The 25,424-nt window shown below is 52.6% G+C and carries 25 protein-coding genes; 18 read left to right on the top strand and 7 right to left on the bottom strand.

What is annotated here, in order from left to right; genetic code table 11:
- The first annotated feature begins 131 nt into the window (after positions 1-131).
- Positions 132-1,532, top strand: coding sequence for an APC family permease (locus TCARDRAFT_RS09630; protein WP_007289795.1), 1,401 nt, complete (start codon positions 132-134; stop codon positions 1,530-1,532).
- Positions 1,533-1,658: 126 nt separating this feature from the next.
- Here TCARDRAFT_RS09630 and TCARDRAFT_RS09635 read toward each other — a convergent pair whose 3' ends face one another.
- Together TCARDRAFT_RS09635 and TCARDRAFT_RS09640 are read right to left on the bottom strand one after the other, a co-directional pair.
- Positions 1,659-3,056, bottom strand: a complete 1,398-nt coding sequence (locus TCARDRAFT_RS09635; RefSeq protein ID WP_007289796.1) for a GntP family permease — start codon at positions 3,054-3,056, stop codon at positions 1,659-1,661.
- A gap of 662 nt (positions 3,057-3,718) precedes the next feature.
- Positions 3,719-5,116 carry a GntP family permease gene (locus TCARDRAFT_RS09640; RefSeq protein WP_007289797.1) on the bottom strand — a complete coding sequence of 466 codons (1,398 nt, stop codon included), beginning with the start codon at positions 5,114-5,116 and terminating at the stop codon, positions 3,719-3,721.
- A gap of 514 nt (positions 5,117-5,630) precedes the next feature.
- Here TCARDRAFT_RS09640 and TCARDRAFT_RS09645 point away from each other — a divergent pair.
- Positions 5,631-6,185, top strand: coding sequence for a hydrolase (locus tag TCARDRAFT_RS09645; RefSeq protein ID WP_007289798.1), 555 nt, complete (start codon positions 5,631-5,633; stop codon positions 6,183-6,185).
- Between the two features lie 450 nt (positions 6,186-6,635).
- Here the strand turns inward: TCARDRAFT_RS09645 and TCARDRAFT_RS09650 are convergent, their stop codons facing one another.
- Positions 6,636-9,020: a diguanylate cyclase gene (locus TCARDRAFT_RS09650; protein ID WP_007289799.1), complete on the bottom strand. Its 2,385-nt coding sequence runs from the start codon at positions 9,018-9,020 to the stop codon at positions 6,636-6,638.
- Between the two features lie 94 nt (positions 9,021-9,114).
- On the opposite strand from TCARDRAFT_RS09650, the gene TCARDRAFT_RS09655 reads away from it, so the two are divergent.
- Both TCARDRAFT_RS09655 and TCARDRAFT_RS09660 read left to right on the top strand, forming a co-directional pair.
- Complete coding sequence (locus TCARDRAFT_RS09655; RefSeq protein WP_040683290.1) at positions 9,115-9,351, top strand: hypothetical protein; 237 nt, start codon at positions 9,115-9,117, stop codon at positions 9,349-9,351.
- A gap of 71 nt (positions 9,352-9,422) precedes the next feature.
- Positions 9,423-9,815, top strand: a complete 393-nt coding sequence (locus tag TCARDRAFT_RS09660) for a DUF1540 domain-containing protein (RefSeq protein WP_007289844.1) — start codon at positions 9,423-9,425, stop codon at positions 9,813-9,815.
- Positions 9,816-9,883: 68 nt separating this feature from the next.
- On the opposite strand, the gene TCARDRAFT_RS09665 is transcribed toward TCARDRAFT_RS09660, so the two are convergent.
- Positions 9,884-11,104 carry an MFS transporter gene (locus TCARDRAFT_RS09665; protein WP_007289800.1) on the bottom strand — a complete coding sequence of 407 codons (1,221 nt, stop codon included), beginning with the start codon at positions 11,102-11,104 and terminating at the stop codon, positions 9,884-9,886.
- On the bottom strand, positions 11,056-11,358 hold the full coding sequence (locus TCARDRAFT_RS15035; protein ID WP_083795417.1) for a DUF896 domain-containing protein: 303 nt from the start codon (positions 11,356-11,358) through the stop codon (positions 11,056-11,058). The genes TCARDRAFT_RS09665 and TCARDRAFT_RS15035 overlap by 49 nt, the downstream gene beginning before the upstream one ends.
- Before the next feature lie 261 nt (positions 11,359-11,619).
- Between TCARDRAFT_RS15035 and TCARDRAFT_RS09670 the strand changes: the two genes are divergently transcribed.
- From TCARDRAFT_RS09670 to nth, 13 genes are all read left to right on the top strand, one after another.
- Positions 11,620-11,802: a twin-arginine translocase TatA/TatE family subunit gene (locus TCARDRAFT_RS09670; RefSeq protein WP_007289801.1), complete on the top strand. Its 183-nt coding sequence runs from the start codon at positions 11,620-11,622 to the stop codon at positions 11,800-11,802.
- A gap of 45 nt (positions 11,803-11,847) precedes the next feature.
- On the top strand, positions 11,848-12,552 hold the full coding sequence (locus TCARDRAFT_RS09675; protein WP_007289802.1) for a 4Fe-4S dicluster domain-containing protein: 705 nt from the start codon (positions 11,848-11,850) through the stop codon (positions 12,550-12,552).
- A 14-nt stretch (positions 12,553-12,566) separates the two neighbouring features.
- The gene (locus TCARDRAFT_RS09680; protein WP_007289803.1) at positions 12,567-14,384 is read left to right on the top strand and encodes an aldehyde ferredoxin oxidoreductase family protein; all 1,818 of its coding nucleotides are present in this window, start codon (positions 12,567-12,569) and stop codon (positions 14,382-14,384) included.
- Between the two features lie 65 nt (positions 14,385-14,449).
- On the top strand, positions 14,450-14,917 hold the full coding sequence (locus TCARDRAFT_RS09685; RefSeq protein WP_007289804.1) for a hypothetical protein: 468 nt from the start codon (positions 14,450-14,452) through the stop codon (positions 14,915-14,917).
- A complete protein-coding gene (locus TCARDRAFT_RS14670; RefSeq protein ID WP_007289805.1) occupies positions 14,911-15,474 on the top strand; it encodes a hypothetical protein in 564 nt (187 codons plus the stop codon). The genes TCARDRAFT_RS09685 and TCARDRAFT_RS14670 overlap by 7 nt, the downstream gene beginning before the upstream one ends.
- Positions 15,475-15,490: 16 nt before the next feature.
- Complete coding sequence (locus tag TCARDRAFT_RS09700) at positions 15,491-16,051, top strand: 4Fe-4S dicluster domain-containing protein (RefSeq protein ID WP_007289806.1); 561 nt, start codon at positions 15,491-15,493, stop codon at positions 16,049-16,051.
- A gap of 12 nt (positions 16,052-16,063) precedes the next feature.
- Positions 16,064-17,221, top strand: coding sequence for an aminotransferase class V-fold PLP-dependent enzyme (locus TCARDRAFT_RS09705; RefSeq protein ID WP_007289807.1), 1,158 nt, complete (start codon positions 16,064-16,066; stop codon positions 17,219-17,221).
- The gene (locus tag TCARDRAFT_RS09710; protein WP_007289808.1) at positions 17,218-17,487 is read left to right on the top strand and encodes a DUF3343 domain-containing protein; all 270 of its coding nucleotides are present in this window, start codon (positions 17,218-17,220) and stop codon (positions 17,485-17,487) included. The genes TCARDRAFT_RS09705 and TCARDRAFT_RS09710 overlap by 4 nt, the downstream gene beginning before the upstream one ends.
- Before the next feature lie 5 nt (positions 17,488-17,492).
- Positions 17,493-18,215 carry a twin-arginine translocase subunit TatC gene (gene tatC, locus TCARDRAFT_RS09715; protein WP_007289809.1) on the top strand — a complete coding sequence of 241 codons (723 nt, stop codon included), beginning with the start codon at positions 17,493-17,495 and terminating at the stop codon, positions 18,213-18,215.
- A gap of 6 nt (positions 18,216-18,221) precedes the next feature.
- Positions 18,222-20,222 (top strand): FAD-dependent oxidoreductase, encoded by a 2,001-nt coding sequence (locus TCARDRAFT_RS09720; protein WP_007289810.1) that lies wholly within the window; start codon positions 18,222-18,224, stop codon positions 20,220-20,222.
- 16 nt (positions 20,223-20,238) lie between these two features.
- Positions 20,239-21,177 (top strand): 4Fe-4S binding protein, encoded by a 939-nt coding sequence (locus TCARDRAFT_RS09725; RefSeq protein WP_040683291.1) that lies wholly within the window; start codon positions 20,239-20,241, stop codon positions 21,175-21,177.
- A 15-nt stretch (positions 21,178-21,192) separates the two neighbouring features.
- On the top strand, positions 21,193-21,945 hold the full coding sequence (gene tatC, locus TCARDRAFT_RS09730) for a twin-arginine translocase subunit TatC (protein WP_007289812.1): 753 nt from the start codon (positions 21,193-21,195) through the stop codon (positions 21,943-21,945).
- Positions 21,946-22,066: 121 nt separating this feature from the next.
- Positions 22,067-22,708 (top strand): endonuclease III, encoded by a 642-nt coding sequence (gene nth, locus TCARDRAFT_RS09735; protein ID WP_007289813.1) that lies wholly within the window; start codon positions 22,067-22,069, stop codon positions 22,706-22,708.
- An 83-nt stretch (positions 22,709-22,791) separates the two neighbouring features.
- Here the strand turns inward: nth and TCARDRAFT_RS16215 are convergent, their stop codons facing one another.
- Together TCARDRAFT_RS16215 and TCARDRAFT_RS09745 are read right to left on the bottom strand one after the other, a co-directional pair.
- Positions 22,792-23,973, bottom strand: coding sequence for a methyl-accepting chemotaxis protein (locus TCARDRAFT_RS16215; protein ID WP_007289814.1), 1,182 nt, complete (start codon positions 23,971-23,973; stop codon positions 22,792-22,794).
- A 46-nt stretch (positions 23,974-24,019) separates the two neighbouring features.
- A complete protein-coding gene (locus TCARDRAFT_RS09745) occupies positions 24,020-24,691 on the bottom strand; it encodes a metal-dependent hydrolase (RefSeq protein WP_007289815.1) in 672 nt (223 codons plus the stop codon).
- A gap of 190 nt (positions 24,692-24,881) precedes the next feature.
- Between TCARDRAFT_RS09745 and mobB the strand changes: the two genes are divergently transcribed.
- Positions 24,882-25,373 carry a molybdopterin-guanine dinucleotide biosynthesis protein B gene (gene mobB, locus TCARDRAFT_RS09750; protein WP_007289816.1) on the top strand — a complete coding sequence of 164 codons (492 nt, stop codon included), beginning with the start codon at positions 24,882-24,884 and terminating at the stop codon, positions 25,371-25,373.
- Positions 25,374-25,424: the final 51 nt, after the last annotated feature.

Raw genomic sequence — 25,424 nt, forward strand, 5'->3', positions numbered from 1 at the left:
GTTAGCACCTCGTTTATAGTCAAATTTAAATATTTAATTGTTTTGATAAGCTGACCCCACTTTTTTCTTGTTGCGAATTTTGTTGTTTTTTGTTATCGTTATCTTGTTTTGTTTTAGCATGCGAAAGGAGGGTGTCGGGTGAGAAAGGGGCAAGCATCATCTCTAAAAAAGATTTAGGCCTTGTTCCGGCCATGGCTCTTGTCGTTGGCATGGTCATTGGTTCGGGCATTTTTATGAAGCATGGCAAAGTTATCGCCGCGGCCGGTGATTCGACCATGGGACTGGTCGCTTGGCTGCTGGGCGGGGTAATTACCATGGCGGCAGGTTTAACTATTGCCGAGTTAGGGGCCCAAATCCCCAGAACAGGAGGGCTTTACGCATATTTGGATGAGGTGTATGGCAGGTTTTGGGGCTATTTGTTTGGTTGGGTACAAGCCCTCATTTACGGACCGGCTACATCGGCCGCTCTTGGCCTTTATTTTGCCGCACTATTTATTCCTTTTTTCGGTTTAGCGGATCAATGGCGAGTGCCAACGGCATTTGTCACCGTCCTATTTCTCAGTGCTGTTAATGCCTTTGGTTCAAAATATGGAGGTTGGGTTCAATCTTTGTCGACGGTTGCCAAACTGGCGCCGATCGTGCTCATTGCCATAGTCGGCCTATGGAAAGGCGATGGGCAGGTCCTGGGGATGCAAAGCGGTCTGACGGAGTCGGCAGGTATGGGCGCGGCTATTTTGGCGACGCTGTGGGCTTATGACGGTTGGATTGGCGTTGGTTATGTAGCCGGCGAAATGAACGATCCTGCCAAGCAATTGCCGCGGGCGATTGTTTTCGGCTTAGGAATTGTTATGTTGGCATATCTGTTTGTCAATATTGCTATGCTTCATGTATTGCCGGCAGCGCAAATCGTTGCGCTCGGCAATCAAGCGGCCGGCGCAATAGCCGGCCGGTTATTCGGCGAAATTGGCGGCAAACTTGTAAATATTGGCATTTTGATATCCGTTTTCGGTGCGCTTAACGGTTATATTCTTACCAGTGCCCGTGTCCCTTATGCTATGGCTTTACAGGGGTTGCTCCCCGGTTCAGGGTGGCTGGCGCGGCTCCACGCGCGTTCCGGTGCGCCTGTTAATGCTATTATTCAGCAGCTTATTATGACTGCCTTATTGATGATGCTGGGGGACCCTGACCGGCTTACCGACATCTCCATGTTCATTATAGAAGTCTTTTATATTCTGGGCTTTATCGCTGTGTTTCGGTTGCGCCGCATTTTCCCGTCGCGGCAGCGTCCCTACAGTGTTCCCTGGTATCCCTTTATTCCGGGTTTGGCAGTTGTTGGTGCTGTTTATATCGTTATCAGTACAATACTGGCTAATCCTATAGATACCATCTACGCGCTCGGATTAACGCTAGCCGGCGTTCCTTTATTCTGGCTTCTTAATAAGGAAGAAAAGGCGCCGCAACTGCTATCGCAAACAGAATCCACATACGTCAAACGAACGGCTGACCTAGAGTTGATCGATAACAATTCATAAGGCACCCTGCTAAGGGTGCCTCCGTTGCATGGTAAGTAGTCTATAGTTTATTATACCACCGGAAAGGCGGGCGGTGTGCGGGGAAAGGGAAAATCCTGCGTTTTTTTCGACGCAGGATTTTTTGGTTTACAGTATTCTTGTCAGCGAGTGGAAGAGAATGACAAGGAACACCATAGAAGTTTTTATAACCGTCATTACAAAGATATCGCCGTAGGAATCTTTGTGAGTGAGACCGCAAACGGCCAGCAGAGTGATAACCGCGCCATTGTGAGGCAGGGTGTCCATACCGCCGGAGGCCATGGAGGCAACACGGTGGAGGATTTCCGGCGACATGCCGATAGAGTTGGCCCAGGCCAGCCAGTCTTTGGCCATTAGGTCCAGGGCGATAGACATACCACCAGAGGCGGAACCGGTAATACCGGCAAGGACGTTTACGGTAACCGCTTCGGAGACCAGCGGGGAACCGCCAATCTTAATGCTCATGAGTGCAGATGAAATGGACTTGAACCCGGGCAGCGATGCGATTACGTTGCCGTAGCCGACCTCGGACGCGGTGTTCATAATCGCCAGCAGCGAACCAATGGCGCCGGCATTGAGGGCTTTGGCCAGACCGCCTGTGGGTAGTCGGTTGAAGCCTAGGGCGATTGCCAGCAAGATGCCGCAGACCAAGGCGATAATAAGTGCCCAAATACTGATGACATTTTTAACCGCCGGGGCGACAAGTGGCAGTTTCATTGCCTGGAACGGAGCGAGCAGGGAAGGATCCCAAGTGAAAACACGGGTCATGATAAAGTTGACAACTAATACGGTTAACAATGGCAAAACAGCAACATACCAGGCCGGCAGATTAATTTCGTCTTTGTGTTCCGGCTCGTTGACAGTATGGTTGCCGTAGCCTTCACCGGCAGCTTGGGCTGTTTTGCGGCGGCGTTCCAGCCACAGCATGCCCAAGATAAAAATGGCCGTGCCGCCCAAAAGGCCGCTTACCGGGGCGGCATAGATATTGGTTCCGAAAAAGTTAGTGGGAATAATGTTTTGGATTTGGGGAGTGCCTGGGAAAGAATCCATCGTGAAAGTAAAAGCCCCAAGGGCGATGGAACCGGGGATCAAGCGCTTGGGAATGTCCGCTTCCCGGAAGAGGGCGGCGGCAAACGGATAAACGGCGAAAACAACAACGAACAGACTTACACCGCCGTAGGTCAAAACCGCTCCGGAGAGGACGACAGCGAGAATGGCCCGTTCTTTGCCGAGGCCTTTGATGATGGCATGGGCCACGCTTTTGGCCAGGCCGGTGTCTTCCATCACCTTGCCGAAGACGGCGCCGAGCATGAAAACGGGGAAGAAAGATTTAATATAGGTTACCGCTTTGCCCATGAAAAGTTCGGTATAGGCAGGCATTAACGGAAGGCCTGACATGGTTGCGGCGAGCAGCGCAAATACCGGGGCAAACAGAATTACGGAAAAACCACGGTAGGCAAAGAACATTAATAAAAATAAACTCAGAATAATCCCGATTACTTCCATGGTAGTCACCTTACCTCCTGACGGTTGCAGTTTTTGGGCTTGTTTACTGCCGCTTTTGGTCTATTCCCAGATAGAGCAACTCTATCCAGCAATTATTTGGTTAGGGCTTGTTAGGCCTGTTTAAGGACACCTCCTTTCAACAATTGCGGCACCCAAAGAGATGTTATGCAAGTTTAATGCCAAAGTACAGATTTACCTGAAATCACGACAAAAACAATAATATTCATTATCTAACGAACTAAACGACAATATCAAATTGTCTATAAAAAAAGACAATTTGTGTACGCAAAAATCTACACTTCACGGTCGGTAACTTTTATGCCATTGTCCAATTCCGTCTGTTTCTTGGATTGGGCATTTAAACCGATCATTTCGCCGGATCTAAAACTGATGGACGCGCGTATTTCCCAAGAAGGACCAATGGGCTTGAAAATTTAATTGAATCTTCTTAGTTCTGATCAGCGACCACTGGACGCATTTGTTTCAGGGCATCGAACTTTTCTGAGAAGGAAAACCGGCAGAAGGCACAATCCGGGAGCAATCATCGTCAATGGCGAACAAGAACGTTTTGAGTTTCTTTCCGTCCATGGTAAGGTAAGTCTACACCAAAAATCCTGCGTCAAAATGACGCAGGATTTTTGTGTGTTTAGGAGATTGTTGTTTTACAGTATTCCGGTAAGAGTATGAAGGGCTATTATGACAAAGACCATAAATGTTTTGATAATCGTCATGGCGAAAATGTCAGGGTAGGAATCCTTGTGAGTGAGACCACAAACGGCTAGCAGGGTAATAACCGCACCATTGTGAGGCAGGGTATCCATACCACCGGAGGCCATCGAGGCGACTCTGTGGAGGACTTCTGGCGACAAGCCAATAGAGCTGGCCCAGGCCAGCCAGTCTTTGGCCATTAAGTCTAGGGCGATGGACATGCCGCCTGAAGCCGATCCAGTAATGCCTGCCAGGATATTAACAGTAACTGCTTCAGATACGAGTGGGGAGCCGCCTACTTTGATGTTCATCAGGGCAGAGGAAATTTGCTTGAAGCCGGAAAGTGAAGCAACTACATTGCCATAACCAACCTCGGAGGCGGTATTCATGATGGCCAAGAGCGAACCGATAGCACCGGCATTCAAGGCTTTAGCCAGCCCGCCTTTGGGGAGCCGGTTGAAGCCAAGGACAACGGCAAGGGTAATGCCACACACAAGAGCGATAATGAGGGACCAGATGCCGATAACGTTTTTGACTGCCGGCGCCACCAGCGGAAGTTTCATGGCCTGGAAGGCTTTCAGCAGGTTGGGATCCCAGTTGAATATGCGGGTCATAACAAAGTTGACCGCCAATACGGTGAGCAGCGGCAGTATGGCAACTTGCCAGGATGGTAAGTTGGCTTCATCTTTAATTTCCGGTTCATTCAGAGTATGGCTGCCGTAGCCTTCACCCGCAGCCTGAGCTTTCTTGCGACGGTGCTCCAGCCACATCATGCCAAGCACGAATATAGTGGAACCGCCAATCAGCCCTAAAATGGGCGCCGCGTAAATATTGGTTCCGAAAAAGTTGGTAGGAATAATGTTTTGGATTTGTGGAGTGCCAGGAAAAGCGTCCATAGTAAAGGTGAAGGAACCAAGGGCGATGGAACCGGGGATGAGGCGCTTGGGAATATCGGCTTCCTTAAACAGAGATGCAGCAAAAGGATAAACGGCGAATACCACGACGAACAGGCTGACACCGCCGTAGGTCAAGACGGCGCAGGCGAGGACGACCGACAGAATAGCTCGTTCCTTGCCCAGGCTCTGAATAATGGCGTGGGCGATACTTTTGGCCAGGCCGGTATCTTCCATTACTTTACCAAATACAGCACCTAACATGAATACGGGAAAGAAAGACTTAACGTAGGTTACCGCTTTGGCCATGAACAGCTCGGTATAAGCGGGCATCAGGGGCAGTCCCGACATAGATGCAGCGAGCAGCGCGAATACAGGGGCAAACAGTATTACTGAAAAACCTCTGTAGGCAAAAAACATCAATAGAAACAAACTGAGAATTATACCTAAAACTTCCATGTACCCTTCTGACCTCCTTTGATTTTATGACTGCCATGCTGAATTCCAATGCCATTTTTCACTGTGAATGCCTGAGACTACCCCTTAGGATGTGGTGCTGCTTAGGATATTGTTTATCCCCTCCTTTCCCTTTTTTTATATTGGGTGGGATGTATTAGTTTATATATGCAAGTTATATGCCAAAAGATTAAATAGTAAAACTTTAAATAAAATTCAGATAATAACAGCAAAACTGCAAAAACTCAGACGGTTATTGTCTAAAAATCTAGACGATACTGTCTAGGTTGGTATACATGTTGTAGTCATTTTCAGGAAAGTTATGTCAGTATTATAGAATTTCATGCATTTTGCCGGAATTTTGGCTGAGTGGCGTGGAAGGAAGGCGTATACACTTTCTAAAGCAAAAGTCAAGTCTTAACAGGTTTCCCTCGCTGTCGATTGGTACGTGGGGATTTTTGTTTCTGCTTATATATGGTAAAATAGTTACATAAATGGCATACGAGGAGGGGTGTGCATGTATCACTCTCATAAACTAAATAAGGCTGACAGCGTATTGGTGGTAGTAGATGTGCAGGATAAGTTGCTCCATGCTATTCATGACTGGCCTGACGTTCTCGAAAATACCGTAAAAATGATTAAATTTGCCCAGGTTTTGGAAGTCCCTGTCGTGGTAACCGAGCAGTACCCCCGCGGCCTTGGCGCGACTAATGAAAAGATTCGCGAACTTTTTCCCCAATTTACCGCTTATGAAAAAACGGTCTTTAGCTGCTTTGGGGCGCCGGGCTTTGGTGAGAAACTTGCCGAACTTGGCGCCAGAACGCTGGTTATTGTCGGTATTGAGGCCCACATTTGCGTATTACAAACCGCTCTTGAAGCTTTGGCGCGTGGGTTTAACGTGCATATAGCGGCTGACGCCGTCGGCTCACGACTGCCCGCTAATAAAGAAATAGGCCTTGCCAAGATGCGTCAGGCCGGAGGGATAATTACTAGTACCGAGATTGCCCTGTACGAATGGCTTGAGCGTGCCGACAGTAAAGAATTCAAGACTGTTTTGCCACTGATTAAATAGCTGAAACAATGATATGCAAGTGAGCCTATCCATCTTCAGGATAGGTTTTTATTTTTGATTATATGTTCATAAAAATGTACCCGCGCCCCTGATCCCGGAAATGGCGCTGCAGCAGGCAGCAAAGGAATTGTTCGCTATGCCATCCATAATGCCAGTTCGCGGTGCCAGGGCCCGTTTAGCAAGTTCAGGATTTTACCAAAAACTTCACAAGTACATAATTAAATAATCAGGGTTTGGCGACTACCAGGAGACTATAGTATGTGGATAGTAGTGTATATAAATAGAAGACCTCCCAGCGCTGTCTGGGAGGTCTTGTTGTTTTTGCGAGATTGACAAACCCTGGCAATATGCGGTACGGCCCCGGAGTGCCCGGCGGAACCAGAGCTACCCCGTTACCGGGCTGAATCCGGGCGTCAAGGGGCTGGCTATTGTGACGATCCTGGTTTTCGGCTATTGGACCAGGGCGGCGTTGACTACCCGGTTGCGTCCTTGCTGTTTTGCCTGGTAAAGAGCCTTGTCGGCCCAAGCGATAAGGTCTTCCATGTCAGGAACGCCGCCGGATGTTATGGCAGGGTCGTAGGTGGCTACGCCAAGACTGGCTGTAATCCTGGCGGTAAAGGCGCCGAGGTTATCGGGGAAATGGGTTTCCTCTACGATCTGGCGCAGTTTTTCCGCTATGGCTAACGCCTCGGCATTAGTACATTCAGGCAGGATAATACTAAACTCTTCTCCGCCATACCGGGCCGGCAGGTCGATGCTCCGTACATTATGGCGAAGGATTTCGCCAATTTGGGCCAATAGTTTATCGCCGGTAAGATGGCCATATGTGTCATTGTAGGTCTTGAATTTATCCAGGTCGAACATGATTAAACTCAGGGGGCGCTTCAAAGTAAACGAACGTCGGAGTTCGGCTTTTAAAAACATGTCGAAATTGCGGCGGTTGGCAAGACCGGTTAAACCATCAGAGAGGGCCATGGCTTTAACCTGATTATACAGGTTCGCTTTTTCAAGGCCTAAGGCGATTTGTTGGGCCATCAGGGCGGCGAAAGGCAGCCGTTCCAGCCGGTCCGGGGCAACAAAGCCTCGCCAACCCAGGATAATAACACCTAATAGGCGGTGGTCTACTGACAGTGGTAAGACAAGTAGGTGTTTAGCGGTATTTTTACCGCAGGATTGGGATAAAAACGGGAAAGCATCAGCGGTAGCGGCTGCCGGTTTAAACGCGCCAGTTAATTCAGCTAGCTTCGGACAGGCTGCCAGTTCAACGTCGGTAATGGTGCAGTCGATGCCAACCGTCGCTTTGGCCGATAATATTCTTCCGCTGCTGCCAAGCAGAAAACCGATGCCCATATCGGCGTTAAGCGCGTTGACAGTATGAGTGGTGCATTGAGCCATTATGGTATCTGTGTCAATGGTGGAAGCAGCGGACTGAGCGATTTGGTAGAGAAACTTTTCCTCGTCCAGCCGCAGCTTAGTTTCTTCATAAAGCATGGCACTGGCAATGGCTGCACCGGCGTATGACCCCAGCGCTTTGAGGAAGAGGGCATCCCGTTCGGTAAAAGCCGCTTTATCACTGCTATAGGCCTCGATGACACCAATCACTTCTTGGTCATTGACAAGAGGAGCACAGATAAGGGAACGGATACTCGAAAAGATAAGTTGCGGCCGGAAAAGTTCGGGGTGAAGTGTCAAGTCATCAATATATAATGCTGTCTTGTTTTCAAGGACTTGCCCGGCGAGACTGGACTGCAGGGGAATAACTACTGGCGGTGTGTTGATACCATAGGTAGCGGCGACCTGCAGAACGGAATGGTCTTTTGTCAATAGGGCGATACAGCTCTGTCGGGCGTGCATCATGTCGGCCACCATGTCGGCAATGGCGTCTAGTGTGTCTTTCAGATTAAGCTGGGAAGAAATGATTGTACCGATTTTAGCCAAAGTATCTTCAATCAGGTTGCGCTGCTGTTCCGATTCCTGATATAGCTTGGCGTTATTAGCGGCCAGTTTTTCCATTTCATCCTTGAATTTCATGATTTCTTCATAGGGATTTTGAATTACGACGACAAAAATGGCCCGCTGCAAGTAATAGTAGCTGAGAACTTTGCAAAGGTGTGCCGACACGTTGAGAACAAAGGGAGTATGGCTGGAAAAAAGATAACTCAAATCGGCAAGAAAGCTGAAAATCAAGGCCATTTGCAAGAAGTTGCGGGACACATGGTTTGGGTGGTAGCGGCGCAGAATAATAAAGGCAGCGGCGTCGGCAACTAAAACCACAACGCGGCCCAAAACGGCAAGCGGGTGGTCATAACGGTCAATATAGAGGCTGGGCGATAAGGTATTATTGAAACTGACGTTGGCCATTAGGGCGGCGACGACGAGCAAGGTAGAGTAGAGGAGTGTCTTATTGGGATAATAGGCGAACGTGCCGTTTGACGCTGGGAGCGTCATGGCATAGAGCAGGCCAAAGCCCCAGATTAAGCGTGCGACCAGCGAGTAGGTGATCCAAAGGTGATCAAGCGTTTCAGTTGCGATCTCGGGCATACCGGGATAGGCAAGTACATGGCCGATTTCAAAGATGCTTATACTCAGTGCAATGAGGCTGATGACACAAGCCTGAATCCCCACGTTATGGTTGGTTGCATACCAGACAATAAAGAAGATGATAAATCCCAAAGTTATACCTGAAATTTCCATAATGTTATGCAGTGTCAGCAGGACAGGTGTGGACAACTTGCAGGCAGTCAGGCCACTAAATAGCCAAATAACCAAAAGGCCTAGAATTACCCAGAAGAAAAGCTGATTGGCTTCGTTTGTTTTTTTCGGTATGGTAAGCAAAAGCGCCACCTCCGCATTGTAAAGGCCTTCTGTAATAAGATATGCGGCGATGGGGGCTAAGCGTGCGCAAGTATCACCAAAAATGGAGGGTGTTATGGAAACGGTATGTATGTTGTGCAATGGGATGATGGATATTGACCAGTGGTGTCCGCATTGCGGCAGCAAGCTGACTGATGGCGGGGCGTTAGAAAATTATCTCGGACCGTATAGTCCTTATGTAGCTGTTGATAGTATTAATTACGGACTGCCGGACAAACAATGTGTACATCTTTTGGTCTGTCCTGTTTGCGGCTACGATACCCGAATTGCAACTGCATTCGTTACGATTTAAGTAAAAACTGCCAGGATAAAAAGAGGTTATGCTACAGATAATAAGAAAAAACAAAGGGGTGACCGAGTCCTATGTCAACCACCAACCCGGTTGTAAAGTGTACCGTTGAGCAATGCACCCATCATATGCCTGGCAATCAGTGCGGGGCAGCTAAGATTAGTGTTTATAACAACGAAGCAACCGGCACTTCCCAAACTTCTGCCGACACTTGCTGCAAGTCGTTCCATCACCGCAAGACGATTGGCGATATGGTTGGCGCTCTGCATAACGCTAACTGGGGTGGCGTCATAACAGCCGGCATGTACGATGGTAAGCAGATCACGCCTAATGTAGAGTGTTTTGTGGCCAATTGCAAGTTTTGGGAAACAGGCAATTTCTGCAATGCGGGGAGTATTACCGTGACGGGGCGCAACGCGTCCAAGACGGATGATACAGATTGCGAAACATACGTCCCCAAAAGCTAAAGCCTTGTAGACAAGCAAAAACCGAAGGGCTTGCCCCTTCGGTTTTTGCTTGGATAAATATTGAAAGTTTAACTTAGACTTTCCAAGCGGGAAGTATTGTTTTTCTGGCCGGTGAAAGTGGCGGTCGGAGCTGTGGGAATAAGATAGGTGAGGATAATGGCCAGCGTGACCGGCGCTATTGTCCAGAGCAGGGCTTGTTTGAGGCCGATGACGTCGGCCAGAGCGCCAGTGACGGCGGCGCCCACGCCACCCAAGCCGAAGGATAGGCCCAGCATCATGCCTGACGCCATGGCGGCATTAGACGGGAGCAGGTCCTGGGCCCAGACAATTGAAGAAGGCAGGGTCGCCTGCAGCGCAGCGCCGCTAACAAACAAAGCTGCCCAGGTTAACGGCGAGAGTTCGGCGCTGGTTAAAAACAGGTACATTGCTGGCAGACATAAGGCCAGTGAACCCATAATACAACTTTTTCGGCCTAGTTTGTCCCCCACATAGCCGCCGCCTACACTGCCCAGAGCCCCGCCGAAGAGAAAAATCGTGAGCAGAGAGCCGGCGAGGGTTGGTGAGTGGCCCTGCTGAGCCAACCACACCGGTAAAAAATTCGGGAGAGCGGCCTGCGGCCACGCGCGCAGGCCCATTGCAATATTGAGGGCCAGCAGGCGGCCGGAGCGGTACCATGCTGCTCCCGGCTGCGTGGTAGCGGCTGTCGTGGCAGGCATTAGCCGGATGCGGTGCAGACCGGCGAAATAGTAAGCAAGGGTAAGCAAAAGTCCTGGGACTGACAGCCAGAGCAGGTTATCCGCCCCATATCGCATAAGAAAGAAAATGACGATGGCTGGCGCGGCGGCAACGCCGAAATTACCGCCGCCGATGAAGACCGCCATGGCCAATCCTTTGTTTTGTTCGGAACTAACTTTACCGAGCAGAGCCGAACCTAGGGGATGAAACAGGGATGACGCCAGGCCGGACAGGGTAATGAAGGCAAAAAGTATCATCGGGCTGGCCGCCAGTCCTGACAGACAGATAAAGATGGCGCTGACGGGAATCGTCAACAAAATTAGCCAGGTATAGCCGCTCTTATCGATATAATAGCCGCAGATTGGTTGTACGATATTCGAAGTAAAGGAATACACCATGACGAGCAGGCCGCTGAGGGTAAGCGACAGACCGAGTTTTTCAATAATGACGGGCAGCAAACCCGGTAAAAAAGTGACATAAAAATCGCTCAAAAAGTGACCGGCCGCTAAAAGCGCCACATAATAGGCGCTTTGGCGGTGGGGAAGATTTCCCATGCCCGCACTCCTTTCGGACTTAGAGAATATCCAGCTATTAATGGTGGTGATGACAGCCGCAGCGGCAATCGTGGCCGTGGCTGCACTGCTGGGTTTTGAGACGATCCCAGTTGTTCTCTTACTTGCGCTTTAATATGGTCGATATATTGGCGGCGCAATATGGCTTGCTCCGTCTTTTCCTGCTCGGACAGTCCGCAGCTGCGCTGCTTGCGGGCTAGCTCATTAATCCGGGCAATCATCTCCGGGGTAATCATAAATAGCACCTCTTTTCTGTATGGAAATGGATGTAAAAATACTAACAGATTATTTGTCAGGATGCAAGGAGCGTAGCGATAGTTATATCCTTTGCGAAGCCAATGCGGTCTTTTTTTTATTTTTTTGGCATTGTTTCCAATTTTTGTGAATATATGATAGTGACAAAATTATTTACTGTAAAAACCACAGCTTTCCGCCCCCTAGGCGTCTACCACGGGTAGTATTTTTCCTTTTTTTCCTTTTTTATAGGAGGTGTTTTCATGTTTGGCCTCGGTATGCCGGAACTTGTCTTAATTCTCATTATTGCCCTTGTTGTTTTTGGACCGTCGAAATTACCGGAAATGGGTTCGGCTCTTGGCAAAACCATTCGTGAATTTCGCAAAGGTACCCAAGAGCCGGAAGAACAGGATGGGCATCAATCAAAAGCTGAAAAAGCGGGTTAAAAAAGTCCCAACGGGCGAGAAAGATAGGGGAGGGAGTACGCTGGTATGAGTGAAAACGAAAAAAAGCCTGAAGGCCAAAATGAACAGGATAGCAAGTACATGTTCTTTACCCGCCGGGAATTTGTTATCGGCGCCGTAACCGGCGCAGCGGTCGGCTCGGTAATTACCGGCATCGCCACCAAGGGCGGCAGGGGCGCAACGCCGGCCAAACCGGGTGAAAGCGGCCAGCCGGGCGAGAAAAAAATCAAGGTCCCCAGCTATATTGCCGTAGACTACGCCAAATGCACCGGTTGCCGTATCTGCGAAGCGGAGTGTGCGCTCTTTCACTACAAAACCCCTGATTTGAGTCGCAGCCGCATCAAGGTCTATTATTTCAACCCGCCGGTTGATGTGCCTTCACTATGCGCCAAGTGCGGTGATGCGCCCTGTATCAAAGCCTGCCCGGAAAAAGTAGGGGCTTTGACCAAGGATAAGACCACCGGGGCTGTCATCCTTGACGAAAAGAAATGCATCGCCTGTTGGGCCTGTATCGAGCCTTGCGCCAAAGACCGGGCCGGCGTCATCCGCAAAAGTAAAGATGAAAAAGTTATTGTCGGTATTTGCGATCTGTGCGGCGGTGATCCGACCTGCGTGAAGGCCTGCCGGGAAGGCGCGCTGTCCATTGTGCCGGTCTATCAGGATGGCAAGTACTTTGCGGCTAAGCCGGCCGACATCGCCCGCGCCGTAGCCAAAAACCTTTATAAAGCCTAAGGGGGGAGATCATAATGCCGAACGGATATATGGGAAAGATTTTAGAAATTGATTTAACCAGTAAAAAAATAACTATGATTGATACAGACATGAAGCTGGCGGAAAAATTCGTCGGCGGCCGCGGCATGGGCGCAAAGTATCTCTGGGACCGCATCACGTCGCCTGGGCTCGACCCGCTCAGTCCGGAAAACCCGCTGATGTTCTGGACAGGGCCGCTGACCGGGACGGCTATTCCCGGGCCATCTCGCATCACCGTCTGCACCAAATCGGCCAACACTTCACCGCTGGCTTCGCCGTATCCTCATGCATCCACGGTAGCCTGGTCGTGTATGGGCGGGCAGTTTGCGCCGGAACTGAAATTCGCCGGCTATGACGGCATTATCATCACCGGCAAAAGCGATAAACCGGTTTATATTGTTATCGACGATGCCAAAGTGGAAATTAAAGATGCGGCCCATCTTTGGGGTAAGAGTACCAACCAGACAGACTTGCTGCTGCAAAAAGAGCTGGGGCCGCAGTTCCGTACCCTCTACATCGGTCCTGCCGGCGAAAACCTGGTTAAGTTCGCGGCCATTATCAGCGAGTCGTCCCGTGCCGCCGGCCGCTCCGGTGTGGGCTGCGTCATGGGTTCGAAGAAACTCAAAGCCATCGCTGTCCGTGGCACCAATGTTGTTCCGGTTGCCGACCCGGAGGGTATGATCAAGTTGCGCAAGGAAATGTTTGCTACTCTGGAGAGCTGGAATGCCTATGACCAATGGCGCCGCTGGGGCACGGCGTCCATGCTGATTGCCTCCAGCCAGGCGGGTACGCACGTTACTCGCAATTTCCGGGAAGGTACTTATGAACAAGTCGATAAAATCGGCGCTCCCATCTCAGAAAAAGAGTTTTGGGTCAAGCACCGCTCCTGTTACCAATGTCCTTTGCATTGCATGAAAATCGGCCAGGTAACCAGTGGACCGTACAAGGGCACCATTGCCGAGGGGCCGGAATATGAAACGGGTACGATGCATGGCTCAAACTGCCTGGTAACCGACCTCGGCGGCATGATGAAATCGATTGAATTGGCCGATGACCTTGGTTTAGACAGCATCACTACCGGCAATATTCTTGGCTTTTTGATGGAGCTTTACGAAAAAGGAATTGTAACCCGGGCCGATTTGGACGGCATTGACATGAAATGGGGCAATATTGAGGCCATGCTGGCAATCCAGCAGAAAATCGCCAAGCGGGAAGGCGTCGGCGACATCCTGGCCGAGGGGGTTAAAAAAGCGGCTGCTAAATTCGGCCAAGACGCCGAAAAGTATGCCATTCAAATTAAGGGACAGGAGTTGGCGGCCTGGAACATTCCCGCCAACCATGGCTTCGCCATCGTGTACGGCACCTCCAACCGCGGCGCTTGCCACCAGGTCGGGCCGACGGTGGAAGAACAGCATCGCCGCACCATGTGTGATACACTTGTAATTTGCCGTTTCCCCTACTATGGAATCGGCACCGCTCTATACCAGAAAGCCCTCAACGTTATCACCGGTTGGAAACTGGATGACGCCGGGTTTTTCAAGGTGGCCGAACGCATCTGGAATTTGGAAAAAGTGTTCAATGCCCGGGAAGGTTTCCGCCGCGCCGACGACTATGTGCCCAAACGGTTCACCACCGAAGCTTTTACGGTAGGTCCGAAGAAAGGCGCGATTCTGCCGCCGGAAACGCAGGAGAAAATTCTCGACGAGTATTACACCAAGCGCGGCTGGGATGTCAAAACCAGCCTGCCCGGCGAGGCCAAGTTGAAAGAACTTGGCTTGGAAGACCTCGTGCCAGTCGTACAGGGTTTAAAATAAAAGTTGCGACATGCCAGTTGGCCAGTGGGCCAACTGGCATGCCCGCCTTATGAGGAGGGGTCGCAATGCGTCGAATAACGCCGGTGGTAATGGGGGTGACGGCGGCGACGCTGGCGGTGAGCGCCCAAGCTTTTCTGGCGGTGCAGCCGCCGCCGGCCTATGGGTTGTGCGTGGTCTGCCATGGCCGGGACCTAATTATTTGGCTTGCCGCCAAACTTACCGGCGCGGAAATGATCGTCGCCGCCGCATCGCAAGCGTGGCCTTTGTTAACAGTGCTCGGTATTTTTCTGGGTGCCTGGTATGCAGCCTGGTCCCATGACGAATATAAGTCCCAGTGGGTTGAACCACCGGTAACCGCCTTTTTCTGCGGCATGGTAATTATGTTTTTGGGCCTCGTTATTATGGCTTGCCCCACCCGGCTGCTGCTCCGGGCCGCCTACGGCGATTTTATTGGCGCCGCTGGCGCCGCTTCAGTCCTCATGGGAACGACAGCGGCTACGCTGGTCATGCGCTGGAGGGCGAAACGATGCTGACGCCGTTTATTTCCCTGCTTTTCGGTTTCATTATTGGCTATATGGCCCAGCGGTCGCGCATGTGTTTTATCGGTGGCTTGCGTGATTATGTTTTGGTCCGCGACACCGAACTGTTAAAGGGACTATTAAGTTTTGTCGTTACTGCGGCCATTTTATTTCCCCTAGTAAACGCTTTAGGCGGCGATACTCTCGGTTACCCCTGGTATAACCGGGAAAAAGCCAAAACGGCGATCGAACTGGCTCGTGACTACTATGCCTTTGCCGCCTGTATGATCCCGGACGAGTTGTTGCTGGTCGTGCAAGCGGCCATGGACAACGCTGTAAAAGGTATCCGGCTGCCGGGGGGCATGATTCTAACTTACACCGCCGTGACGGCGATCGCCGGGGGCCTGGGGATTGGCTACCTTTCGACGGTTGCCAACGGCTGCCCCTTGCGACAACACGTTATGGCGGCGTCAGGCAATAAAAGCGCCCGCGTTTACCTTTGTGGTTTCTATGCCGGCGCGGTAGTTTACACATACTGGCTTTACCCCTTTGTCAGCAAACTGCTTCCTTAGCAAGGAGGTGACATTTTTGCAAGTCACACGGCGTACCTTTCTAAAAATATCAGGGGCAGCGATTGTCACAGCCGCGGCCTTCGGCGCTACCGGCGCGTTGTCGGCAAATGCCGAGCTGGTAAGGCCGCCGGGCGCGGTGGCGGAAGCGGACTTTCGGTATTTGTGCCTGCGTTGTCACCAGTGTATCGACACATGTCCGGAAAAAGCGCTGGCCTCGGCCCATCTAGGTGACGGCTGGAGCAACGCCGCCACACCGGTGCTGGTCTCAGGCTGCACGCTGTGCATGAAATGCACCCAGGTATGTCCCAGCGGGGCGCTCACGCCCATAGCGCCGCAAGCAGCGAAAATGGGCACGGCGGTAATTTTGGAAAATGAATGCGTTGGCTGCGACAAGTGCATTAAACCCTGCCCAACCGGAGCCATCAGTAAAGTGCCGGGCAAACGGCTCGTTCTGGTCGACCCGGCGAAATGCACCGGCTGTATGAGCTGCGTAAAAGCCTGTCCGGTAACACCGGTAGCCATTAAAGTAACGGCAGCAGGGGCCAAGCGGCCGCCTTTCAGCGCTGCTAAGAGTTAAGCGAGGTGCGCTATGCCAATTTATCTTGACAATGCTGCAACGTCATGGCCGAAGGACCCGGCCGTGCTGGCGGCGATGGCGGAGTATCTGGCCGTTGTCGGTGGCAATCCCGGCCGCTCGGGCCACACCATGTCGGCCGCCGCTGCCCGGATGGTTTTTGACGCCAGGGAAAACATTGCCCGCCTGTTTTCCTGCGCCGCACCTGAGCGGGTGATTTTTACCAAAAACGCCACCGAAGCGCTAAACATAGTATTATTCGGCGTTCTAAAACCTGGCGACCATGTGATAACCACTGCCATGGAACATAATGCCGTTATGCGACCGTTGCGCCGGTTGGAAAAGGACGGTGTTTGCCTGACCGTTGTCCCTTGTGACAGTACCGGCCAGCTTGAGCCGCAGGCGGTGCGGCGGGCTATTACCTCCCGTACGCGGCTGGTGGTTATGACCCATGCGTCCAATGTGGCCGGTACGATCATGCCGGTTGCCGAGGTGGGACGCATAACCCGGGAAGCAGGCGTGCTTTTCGCCGTCGATGCCGCCCAAACGGCCGGTAGCGAAGAGATTGACGTTACTGCGGCCAATATAGATTTTCTGGCCTTTACCGGTCATAAAGGTCTTGGCGGTCCGCAGGGGACCGGGGGACTGGTTATCGGGGATGGGGTTAAGCTGCCGCCGTTAATTTATGGCGGCACCGGCAGTCTGTCCGAGTCGGAATACCAGCCTGAGTTTCTTCCCGATAAACTGGAAAGCGGTACGCTCAATGCTATCGGGATCGCTGGGCTCGGCGCCGCCGTGGCGAAACTGAACGCTGGTGGCCTGGCCGGCATCAGACAGCACAAGCGGGAACTGATGGCAAAACTTTTCGCCGGGTTGCGGGATATACGGGGCATAACTGTGTATGGCGCCCAAACGCTGGCGTATAATGCCGGGGTTATCTCAATTAATGTGGCAGGTATGGTCTGTTCCGAAGTCGGTCTGGTGCTGGACCGCGTGTTCGGCATCATGACCAGAACCGGTTTGCACTGCGCACCGGCGGCCCATAAAACGCTGGGCACTTTTCCCCAGGGGACCGTCAGGCTCAGCGTCGGCCAATTTACGACCACGGCGGAGATTGACCAGACCCTTAACGCCTTAAGCCAAATCGCGGAAAAGGTACGGTGCGGCCTATGAGGTTGCTTTGCGGAATTATAACTTTTTATTCCTCCCAACATGCCGTTCAGGCCGAGAAGGTGTTGGCCCGGGAAGGGTTCACGGTTGAACTGATACCGGGACCGAAAGACATCAGCCCTAATTGCGGCGTGGCGCTAAAATGCGACCGCGACCGCTTGCAGGCGGCTGGGGAAACGCTGCGTCGCCACAAGGTGATGTTTGAAGCCTGCTATGAATATCGTCTGCAGCCGCAAAAGTCGCTGTTTGACAAACTACTGGGGCGGTGACGGCGGTGGATCAGACGCGGCTAAGCCTGGTCGAACATTTAACGGATCTGCGAAAGGCGATCATAGTTGCCCTGCTTTCGTTTATCATCGCCGCCGCGGTCGGCTACTATCTGGCGCCGGCCCTGTTTATAGCGCTGAAGAAAGTGCTGCCTGTCGCCAATATTGTCTATTTCGGGCCCATCGACGGCTTTTACCTTCATATCCGCCTGGCGGTGCTTTTAGGATTAGTGTTGGCGTTCCCGGCCATTGCCGCGAGCATGGTCTGGTTCGTTGCGCCTGGCTTATACCGTCAGGAAAAGAGCATACTCGTTATCGGCGGGGTTGTGGTCGTGGCGCTTTTTGGCCTGGGGGCGGCTTACTCCCTGTTTGTGCTACTGCCACGGGTCATGGACTTTTTGCTTGCCTTCGCCCCTGCCGGCATGATGCCGTTCATTGCCGGAGAAGAGTACCTGAACTTTATTGTTTCTTTTCTCGTTTATACCGGAATGGCCTTTAATCTGCCGCTCTTTTTCTTTATCTTGCTGCGGTACAACCTTGTATCGCCATCCTTCGTGGCTGGCCAGCGCAAGGCGTGCCTGGGGGTGTTGACAAGTCTCGCGTTGTTTCTTGCCCCGGGGGGAGACCTTACTCTGCAGCTACTGTTCGCACTGCCCCTTTATCTTTTATTTGAAGTTGCTCTATACACGGCCAAACTTATTAAAAAGTACAGCATTCATTTTTGGAGGTGATCAACCGTGGAACAGACCAATGTCCTGCTTGAAGTCACGGTCAAGGGCCAGGTACGGCAGCCCGGCACCTATTCCGTCCAGCCCGGCCATAATTTGCTTGATATTGTCTTTAGTTATGCCGGGGGAATGGCGACAAACCGGTTTTTGTTAAAAGCCGTATTAGTCGGCGGGGCGGCGGGCCATTTTGTCGGCGAGGCGGAATTAAAGCAGCCGGTCAGCCAGTCGCAAGAAATCATGGTTTTTGACGAAGGCAGCTGCCTGGTCAATGTCGTCCGCCTGCTGCTGGTTTACAACCGCGTTACTCTGCTCAGTACGAGAGATGCCGGCTGCCAGGTATGTACCGCCGCCGTGGCCGAAGCGGTCAAACTGCTGGAACGCCTCACCACTTCGGTAGGAACCGCGCGGGATGTGGCCGAACTGGCCCGGATCGCCGGCAGCCAAAACCCGGATTGCCCCAGCCGCTGCGCCGCTCTCCGGCCGCTTAAAACGGCAATGGCCTTATGGTCGGACGAGTTTGCCGCCCATGGCGCCGCACGGTGTCCGGCTAGCATTTGCAGTGAGATTATGCTTAGCCCCTGCGTCAATTCTTGTCCGGCCAACGTAGATTTGCCAGGGACGATTGCTCTAATGCAGATGGGGAAATTCGGCGATGCTTTAGCCCTGGGCCGGCATGATAATCCTTTCTTTTTAACGTGCGGCTATGTTTGCGAAGAACCGCCCTGCCAGAAAAACTGCAAGCGGCTTAATTTTGACGACGCGGTCTATTCGCAAAGTTTGCACCGGCATGCCGGCGATCAGGCAGTCAGGCAGGCCGGCTCGCTAGTCAAAGCATTGATCCACCCTACGCTCAAGCCGGGCCAAGTAACCGGTAAAAAAGTGGCGGTTGTCGGCGCCGGGCCGGCCGGTCTAACGGCGGCCTACTTCCTGGTCCGCTTAGGCCACAAAGTTGCGGTTTATGAAAAAAATGACACCGCCGGCGGGATGGCCGCCTATGGCATACCGGCCTATCGTCTGCCCCGGTCGGTACTGGCGGCGGAAGTCGCGGCCATCGCCGCTTTGGGCGTGGAGCTTAAAACCGGTCACGCGCTGGGGCGGGATATTACCCTTGCCGGGTTGCAAGAACAGTATGATGCTGTGCTGCTGGCCATTGGCGCCGGCGCCAGCCGCCGCCTGGGTATTCCGGGCGAAGACTTGCCGGGCGTAACGCCGGCGCTGGCGTTTCTCCATCAGGCGGCGACTGGTGGAGCGGCGGACGTCGGCCCTCGCGTTCTCGTCGTGGGCGGCGGCAACGTGGCGGTCGATGCGGCCCGGACCGCTCGCCGGTTAGGGGCTGAGCAGGTGGACATGATGTGTGTTGAAGACCGGTTTGAAATGCCGGCTACCGTGCACGAAATTGCGGGCGCTGAAGCAGAAGGGGTACGCATTCAGGTGCTGACCGTGCCGGTCGAATTCAGCGGTGACGGCCGGGTGGCGGCGGTACGCTACGCGCCGGTCGAGCCCGGCCCCTACGATGCCAAAGGCCGGCGCTGGCCGCCTAAGGTATTGGCGGACCAATTACGGGAAGCGGAATATGATACGGTGATCGTGGCCATTGGCCAGACTCCTGACCTGGATTGTCTGGCTGACGGTGGCATCACGCGGAATGGGCCGTTCATCGCCCATACGGGCGGCCAAGCAATCGGCTTGTCCGGCGTCTTCGTTGCCGGCGACTGCGGCGGTCCGGTCAACACGGTGGTAAAAGCCGTCGGTTCGGGCAAGGAGGCAGCATATGTCATCCATAGCCATCTCACCGGTCGCACCGACCGGCTGACTTCGCCACTGCGCGGGCAACTGGGCTGTTATACCGGCGATTATACCTGTCTGCCGGCGGGCCGGGCACAAATGCCGGAACAAGACGCAGCAACCCGGACGCGGAATTTTGACCTCGTCGAATTGGGACTGAGTGATGAACAGGCCAGGTATGAAATGTTGCGCTGCATCTGTGCCGCCAAAGGCGGTATGCAATAAGGGGGGAGATGGAAACATGACGCCCAAACAGGTGAAATTGGTGCGCACTGTCATTCAAGTTGTCTTTTTTTTCTTGCTTGTTGTGGTTTTGACCGGTGCTTTTTGCGCAGTGCGCCTGGGCGGCAGCGCTAATCTTACCTGCTCGTTAGGCATGCTGCAGCTGACGTTGGGGGCTAGAGAGGTGCTATGGGGGACGGTTATTTCGGGCAGTTTGCTTTTGGTTGTTACCGTGCTTTTAGGCCGGGTTTTCTGCGGTTGGGTGTGTCCCTTCGGCGCCGTCCTCGATTGGCTGGATAAACCGCTGTCTCGGCTGCGGCTGGCCGGTAACAAGGTACCATCGGCGCTTCTAAATCCCGATAACCGTCACATTAAGTATGGCGTGCTGGGCGGGGCGCTGCTCGCCGCCGGCATATTGCGCTATCCCGCGTTTTGTGCTCTTTGCCCGGTAGGCACGACCTGCCGCACAGCCGGTCTGCAGGGGTTAAATATAGGGCTGGAGACGGCCGTGCTGCCGTTGGCCGCCAGTTTGGATACGGTGCGCAAGCGCTTCTGGTGCAAGGTGCTATGCCCGATTGGAGCGCTCCTAGGGCTCTTTTCTCGGTTCAGCCTGCTTAAAATCCGCCTGCCCTGGGACCGCTGCACCGGCTGCAACCGCTGTGAACAGGCCTGTGCTATGGATAACCGGCCCCATCAAGGCGGTCATGACCGGCTTAAAACCGACCCGGCAGTGTTGACAGCCCTTGTTGACCTTGGCGTCCCCGATTTGCTTGACCGCCCCGGGCGGTATGAGGACTACCCACAAAGCATAAAAGACCTGCTCAAGCAAAAAATGAAAAGCCTGGCTGTGGACCATAGCGAGTGTTCGCGCTGCTATTCCTGCCTGGCCGCCTGTCCGGTCACAACCCGGGAGGCAGCCCCAAGCATCGCGGTTCAGCGCAGCGGCTTAAGCGCCTAAAAGGAGAAAGCTAAGATGGAAAGCCAGGAATTTTACAGCCTGCTAAGCCACATCATCGCGCGGGCCCGCCGCCGCTTGTTATGGTTAATCCTGCTGTTGGCCGGTACCAGCACCCTTGGCTATTGGTGGGCCGACGGCGCCATGAAATACATGTTCAGGATGGTTAGACAGGTGATTTTTGTCAGTCCGGCTGAAGCTTTCGTCACCAAAATCAAGGTGGCATTAACCATTGGCCTGGTTCTTGCCCTGCCGCTACTACTTTATCTGCTGATTGGCGTGGTGCGCACCAGGGTGAAGGGGCTGACGCCTACTACTCACGTTTTACTCACCGCTGTCAGCTTTGGCCTGTTTACCGGCGGTGCGGCTTTCTGCTTCTATGCTGTATTGCCGGTCGGTATTCAGTTTTTACTGGACTTTGCCACTTTGGAGATGCAGCCACTGCTCTCGGCCGGGCGTTTTGTGTCGTTTGTGCTGATGTGTCTGTTGGTTTTCGGGATAATGTTTGAACTGCCGTTGGTTATCATGCTGTTGACCTCCATGGGAATATTGACGGTGGAAAAACTGCGGGCCAAACGGCGCCATGCGATTTTGGGCGTTTTTATCATTGCAGGGATTATTACGCCGTCGCCGGATGTACTGTCGCAAATTTTGCTTGCTCTCCCGCTGCTGGCCCTCTATGAAATCGGGATTTTTCTCACCCGGTTTTGTACGCGGCCTGTTGAGCGCCTGCCGGAACTGCCAGCCGACCAGCAGCAGCTTTTTATGTAGGTTTAATAAACGTTATCTAGACTTGGTGCAGCCAGGTCTTTTTTCTTTATATGCGACTATTTCGCTAAAACTAAATTTGTAGTAATATGATGTTATTCGGTAAACCAGGGAGGTGCGGGTTATGCGTGTGACCAAAGCGGTAAAGCAGCAAATGCTGGCGATATTGGCGGAACATTACCGGGGCGCGACGACGGCGCTTAACTATTCAACGCCTTTTGAACTCTTGATTGCCGTGATTTTATCAGCCCAGTGCACCGATGAGCGGGTCAACATCATTACTGCCCGCCTTTTCCCACAGTACAATACGCCGGCCAAAATCCTCGAACTGGGGCAGAATAAACTTGAGGAATATATTCGGGACTGCGGACTTTTCCGCAGTAAGGCGCGCAATATCATTGCCACCTGTGAGATACTCTGCCGTGATTATGGTGGGGAGGTTCCCACCCGCTTTGAAGACTTAATAAAATTACCGGGAGTAGGCCGCAAAACAGCTAACGTAATTGTAAGCCAATTATTTGGTACACCGGCTATTGCCGTTGACACCCATGTGTTTCGGGTAGCCAACCGGACGGGGTTGGCCAAAGGCAAAACGCCCCATGAAGTAGAGGACGGGCTGATGCGGGTCATACCAAGGCAGGACTGGGCGAGCGCCCATCATTGGCTTATCTGGCATGGCCGCAAAGTTTGCAAGGCCCGCCAGCCGGCCTGCGGCGTCTGTCCGCTGAACGGTCTCTGCCCGAGCCGGGAAGATGCAACTAAATAATTAGGAAAAAAATAAAAGGCAATCAACCGCCCATGGTTGACTGCCTTTTGTTTAAGAGCTTTCACGGTGGCTCTGCGCTTGGCTTAATCGTATAGCAGCTTTTCAACAGAGCCGAGCAGTTTATCACTGATACCACTGATACTTTCCAGGGATTTCGCTACTTCCATGAGCGAATTGTTTTCTTGCCGGGATGCCTGGACAATGCCGGCAATATGGCGCTGGGTAGTCGTCATATCGTCGGACAGCGCCGTCAGGGCAGGGACGATATTGGCTACTACTCCTTGGATTTCACCGACAGAGTGACGAATGGTATCAGTAGATTTACGGCTTTCTTCCGCCAGTTTGCGTACTTCCTGCGCGACAACGGCAAAGCCGCGCCCGTATTCGCCGACCCGTGCCGCTTCGATGGCGGCATTCAGGGCTAATAAGTTGGTCTGGCTGGAGATATGCTTGATGGTGTCGGCGATGCCGCCGATGTTATGGGTTGCCGCCGCCAAGGTCTGGGAGATGTCTACTGTTTGCCGGATTCTGGCCATTTGCCGGCCAATATGGTTATTGATATTTTGGATGGTTGCCGCTGTAGTGTCAATCGACCGAGAAACTTCTGCGGTAATTGCCGTTATTTCCTGGAGTTGATGGTTAAGTTGATTAGAGATGCCGGCCACTTCTGCCGCCAGTTGGCGGTGGGCAAAAAGGGTCAGCCACCGAATGACGGCGCATACGGAGCTGGCGGTAGCCACCCGTCGGGCCCCGATGATTTTGACGTCGGGGCGCAGATACCGGTGGTAGCGACTGTGTAGGACCGACCCGGCGCCGACGATTTTTTCCGCACCGATGATGTAGTGAGCGTCCCGCAGCAGCGCCGCAAGTTCGGGTTCAGGCAGTTCGTCATAGGGCGCGTATTGAAACGTTACCTGATTAATGCCTACATCCTGGCAATATTTAGCGATTTTGGCCGCCTGGGCGGTATTGTTATTGAACACCGTTACTGTTTCGCCGCGGGGAATTTGAGCCACTTGGACGAAAAACGCCGCGTCGGGTACCAGTTCAAGGGCCACAATCTTGTCGCGGGGAATTTTCTGCGCTGCCTCGTCCACCCGGGTGGGCAGGCAAATAAAGAGGTCGGCAACCTGATGGTCGGTTAGGGCCTTAATGGCATAAGCGCGGCCTTCCAGACCCGGGATAAAATGGCGTGCCGCTTCCAACAGCTCATCGGCCACTAGTTGACTGCTGCCTACTGTTGCGATGCGTGCGATTGCGCTCACCTTCATCACCTTTTTTGTTGCACTTTGTATGTTGGGGAATGGCGAATTATTTTAATGTTAAAACTTGGCCGGGCTGCATAATATGTACCGGCGTCCCATAACGTGTTTCCACCTGGTGTTTGAAGTCTTCGGGCGACTGGGCGATGAGCGGCCAGGTATTATAGTGCATGGGAATGACGTTTTTCGGTTTTAATAGTCCTACGGCTTCCACGGCATCTTGCGGCCCCATGGTAAAATTGTCGCCGATGGGCAACAGGGCGTAGTCGATTTTTTCCAGACGGCCTAACAGTTCCATGTCGCCGAACAGGCCGGTATCACCGGCAAAGTAGACCGTCGTGCCGTGGAAATTGACAATAAAACCGCAGGCGTGGCCCCCAGGAACGCCGGCGCCATGAAAGGCGAGGGTGATGCGGACATAGCCGAAATCAAAAGTGTGCTTGCCGCCGATGTGCATGGCGTGGCTGTTAACCCCCTGTTCACCGCAGAGACGGGCCACTTCCGCCGTGGAAATGACAGTAGCGCCGGTACGCTTGGCAATGCGCACCGTGTCGCCAAGATGGTCAAAGTGGCCGTGAGAAACGAGAATATATTGGCAGTTCACTTCGTCCGGACCGGCTATTTTAAAGGGGTTATCTGCCAGATAAGGGTCAAAAAGAAGCGTTGTTTGGCCGTCACTCAGCTCGAAACAGGCATGGCCTAAAAAACGTAAGGTCGTCATACAATCACCTCGTGCAAAAATTTCTGAATAAGATATTCGCCTTTTTTCCAGCCGAATCCTTCGAATCTTTTTGCTGGGTATCAGCTTTTATTATGCCTGTCAGCAGCGAATTTTTATCCGCCCCATGGCAGGGCAACAGCAGGAAACGGAGAACTAAAATATACAACTTACAAAAAAATGGAGGAAAATTATGGTTCCGGTGATTTCCATTGTCGGCAAATCTAATTGCGGCAAAACCACCTATCTTGAAAAGCTGATTCGGGAAATGAAGCGGCGCGGCTATAAAGTTGGTACGATCAAACACGACGTCCATGGCTTTGATATGGACAGACCGGGCAAGGACACTTGGCGGCACGCCCAGGCCGGTGCTGATGTGGTCTGCATTTCGTCGCCTGCTAAGATGGCCATGATTAAAAAAGTTGAGCAGGAATTGACGCTTGACGAAGTAGTGTCGTTCGTGGACGGTGTAGATATTATTTTTACCGAAGGTTATAAACGGGAAGGCAAACGCAAAATTGAGGTATTCCGCCAAGCCGTCTGCGACCGGCCTTTATGCAGCAAAGAAGAGCTGCTCGCCGTCGTATCCGACGTCGTCCTCTATGACGATGTGCCCCACTTCGGTCTTGATGACGCGGCGCCGCTGGCCGACTTTTTGGTCGCTCACGTTTTGATAAAGGGCTAGTGTATAGGCCAGGCAAAAGATTGCAAAAGGATTGTACTAACGGGAGGTGAG

This window comes from Thermosinus carboxydivorans Nor1, from assembly GCF_000169155.1.
GTDB lineage: Bacteria > Bacillota > Negativicutes > Sporomusales > Thermosinaceae > Thermosinus > Thermosinus carboxydivorans.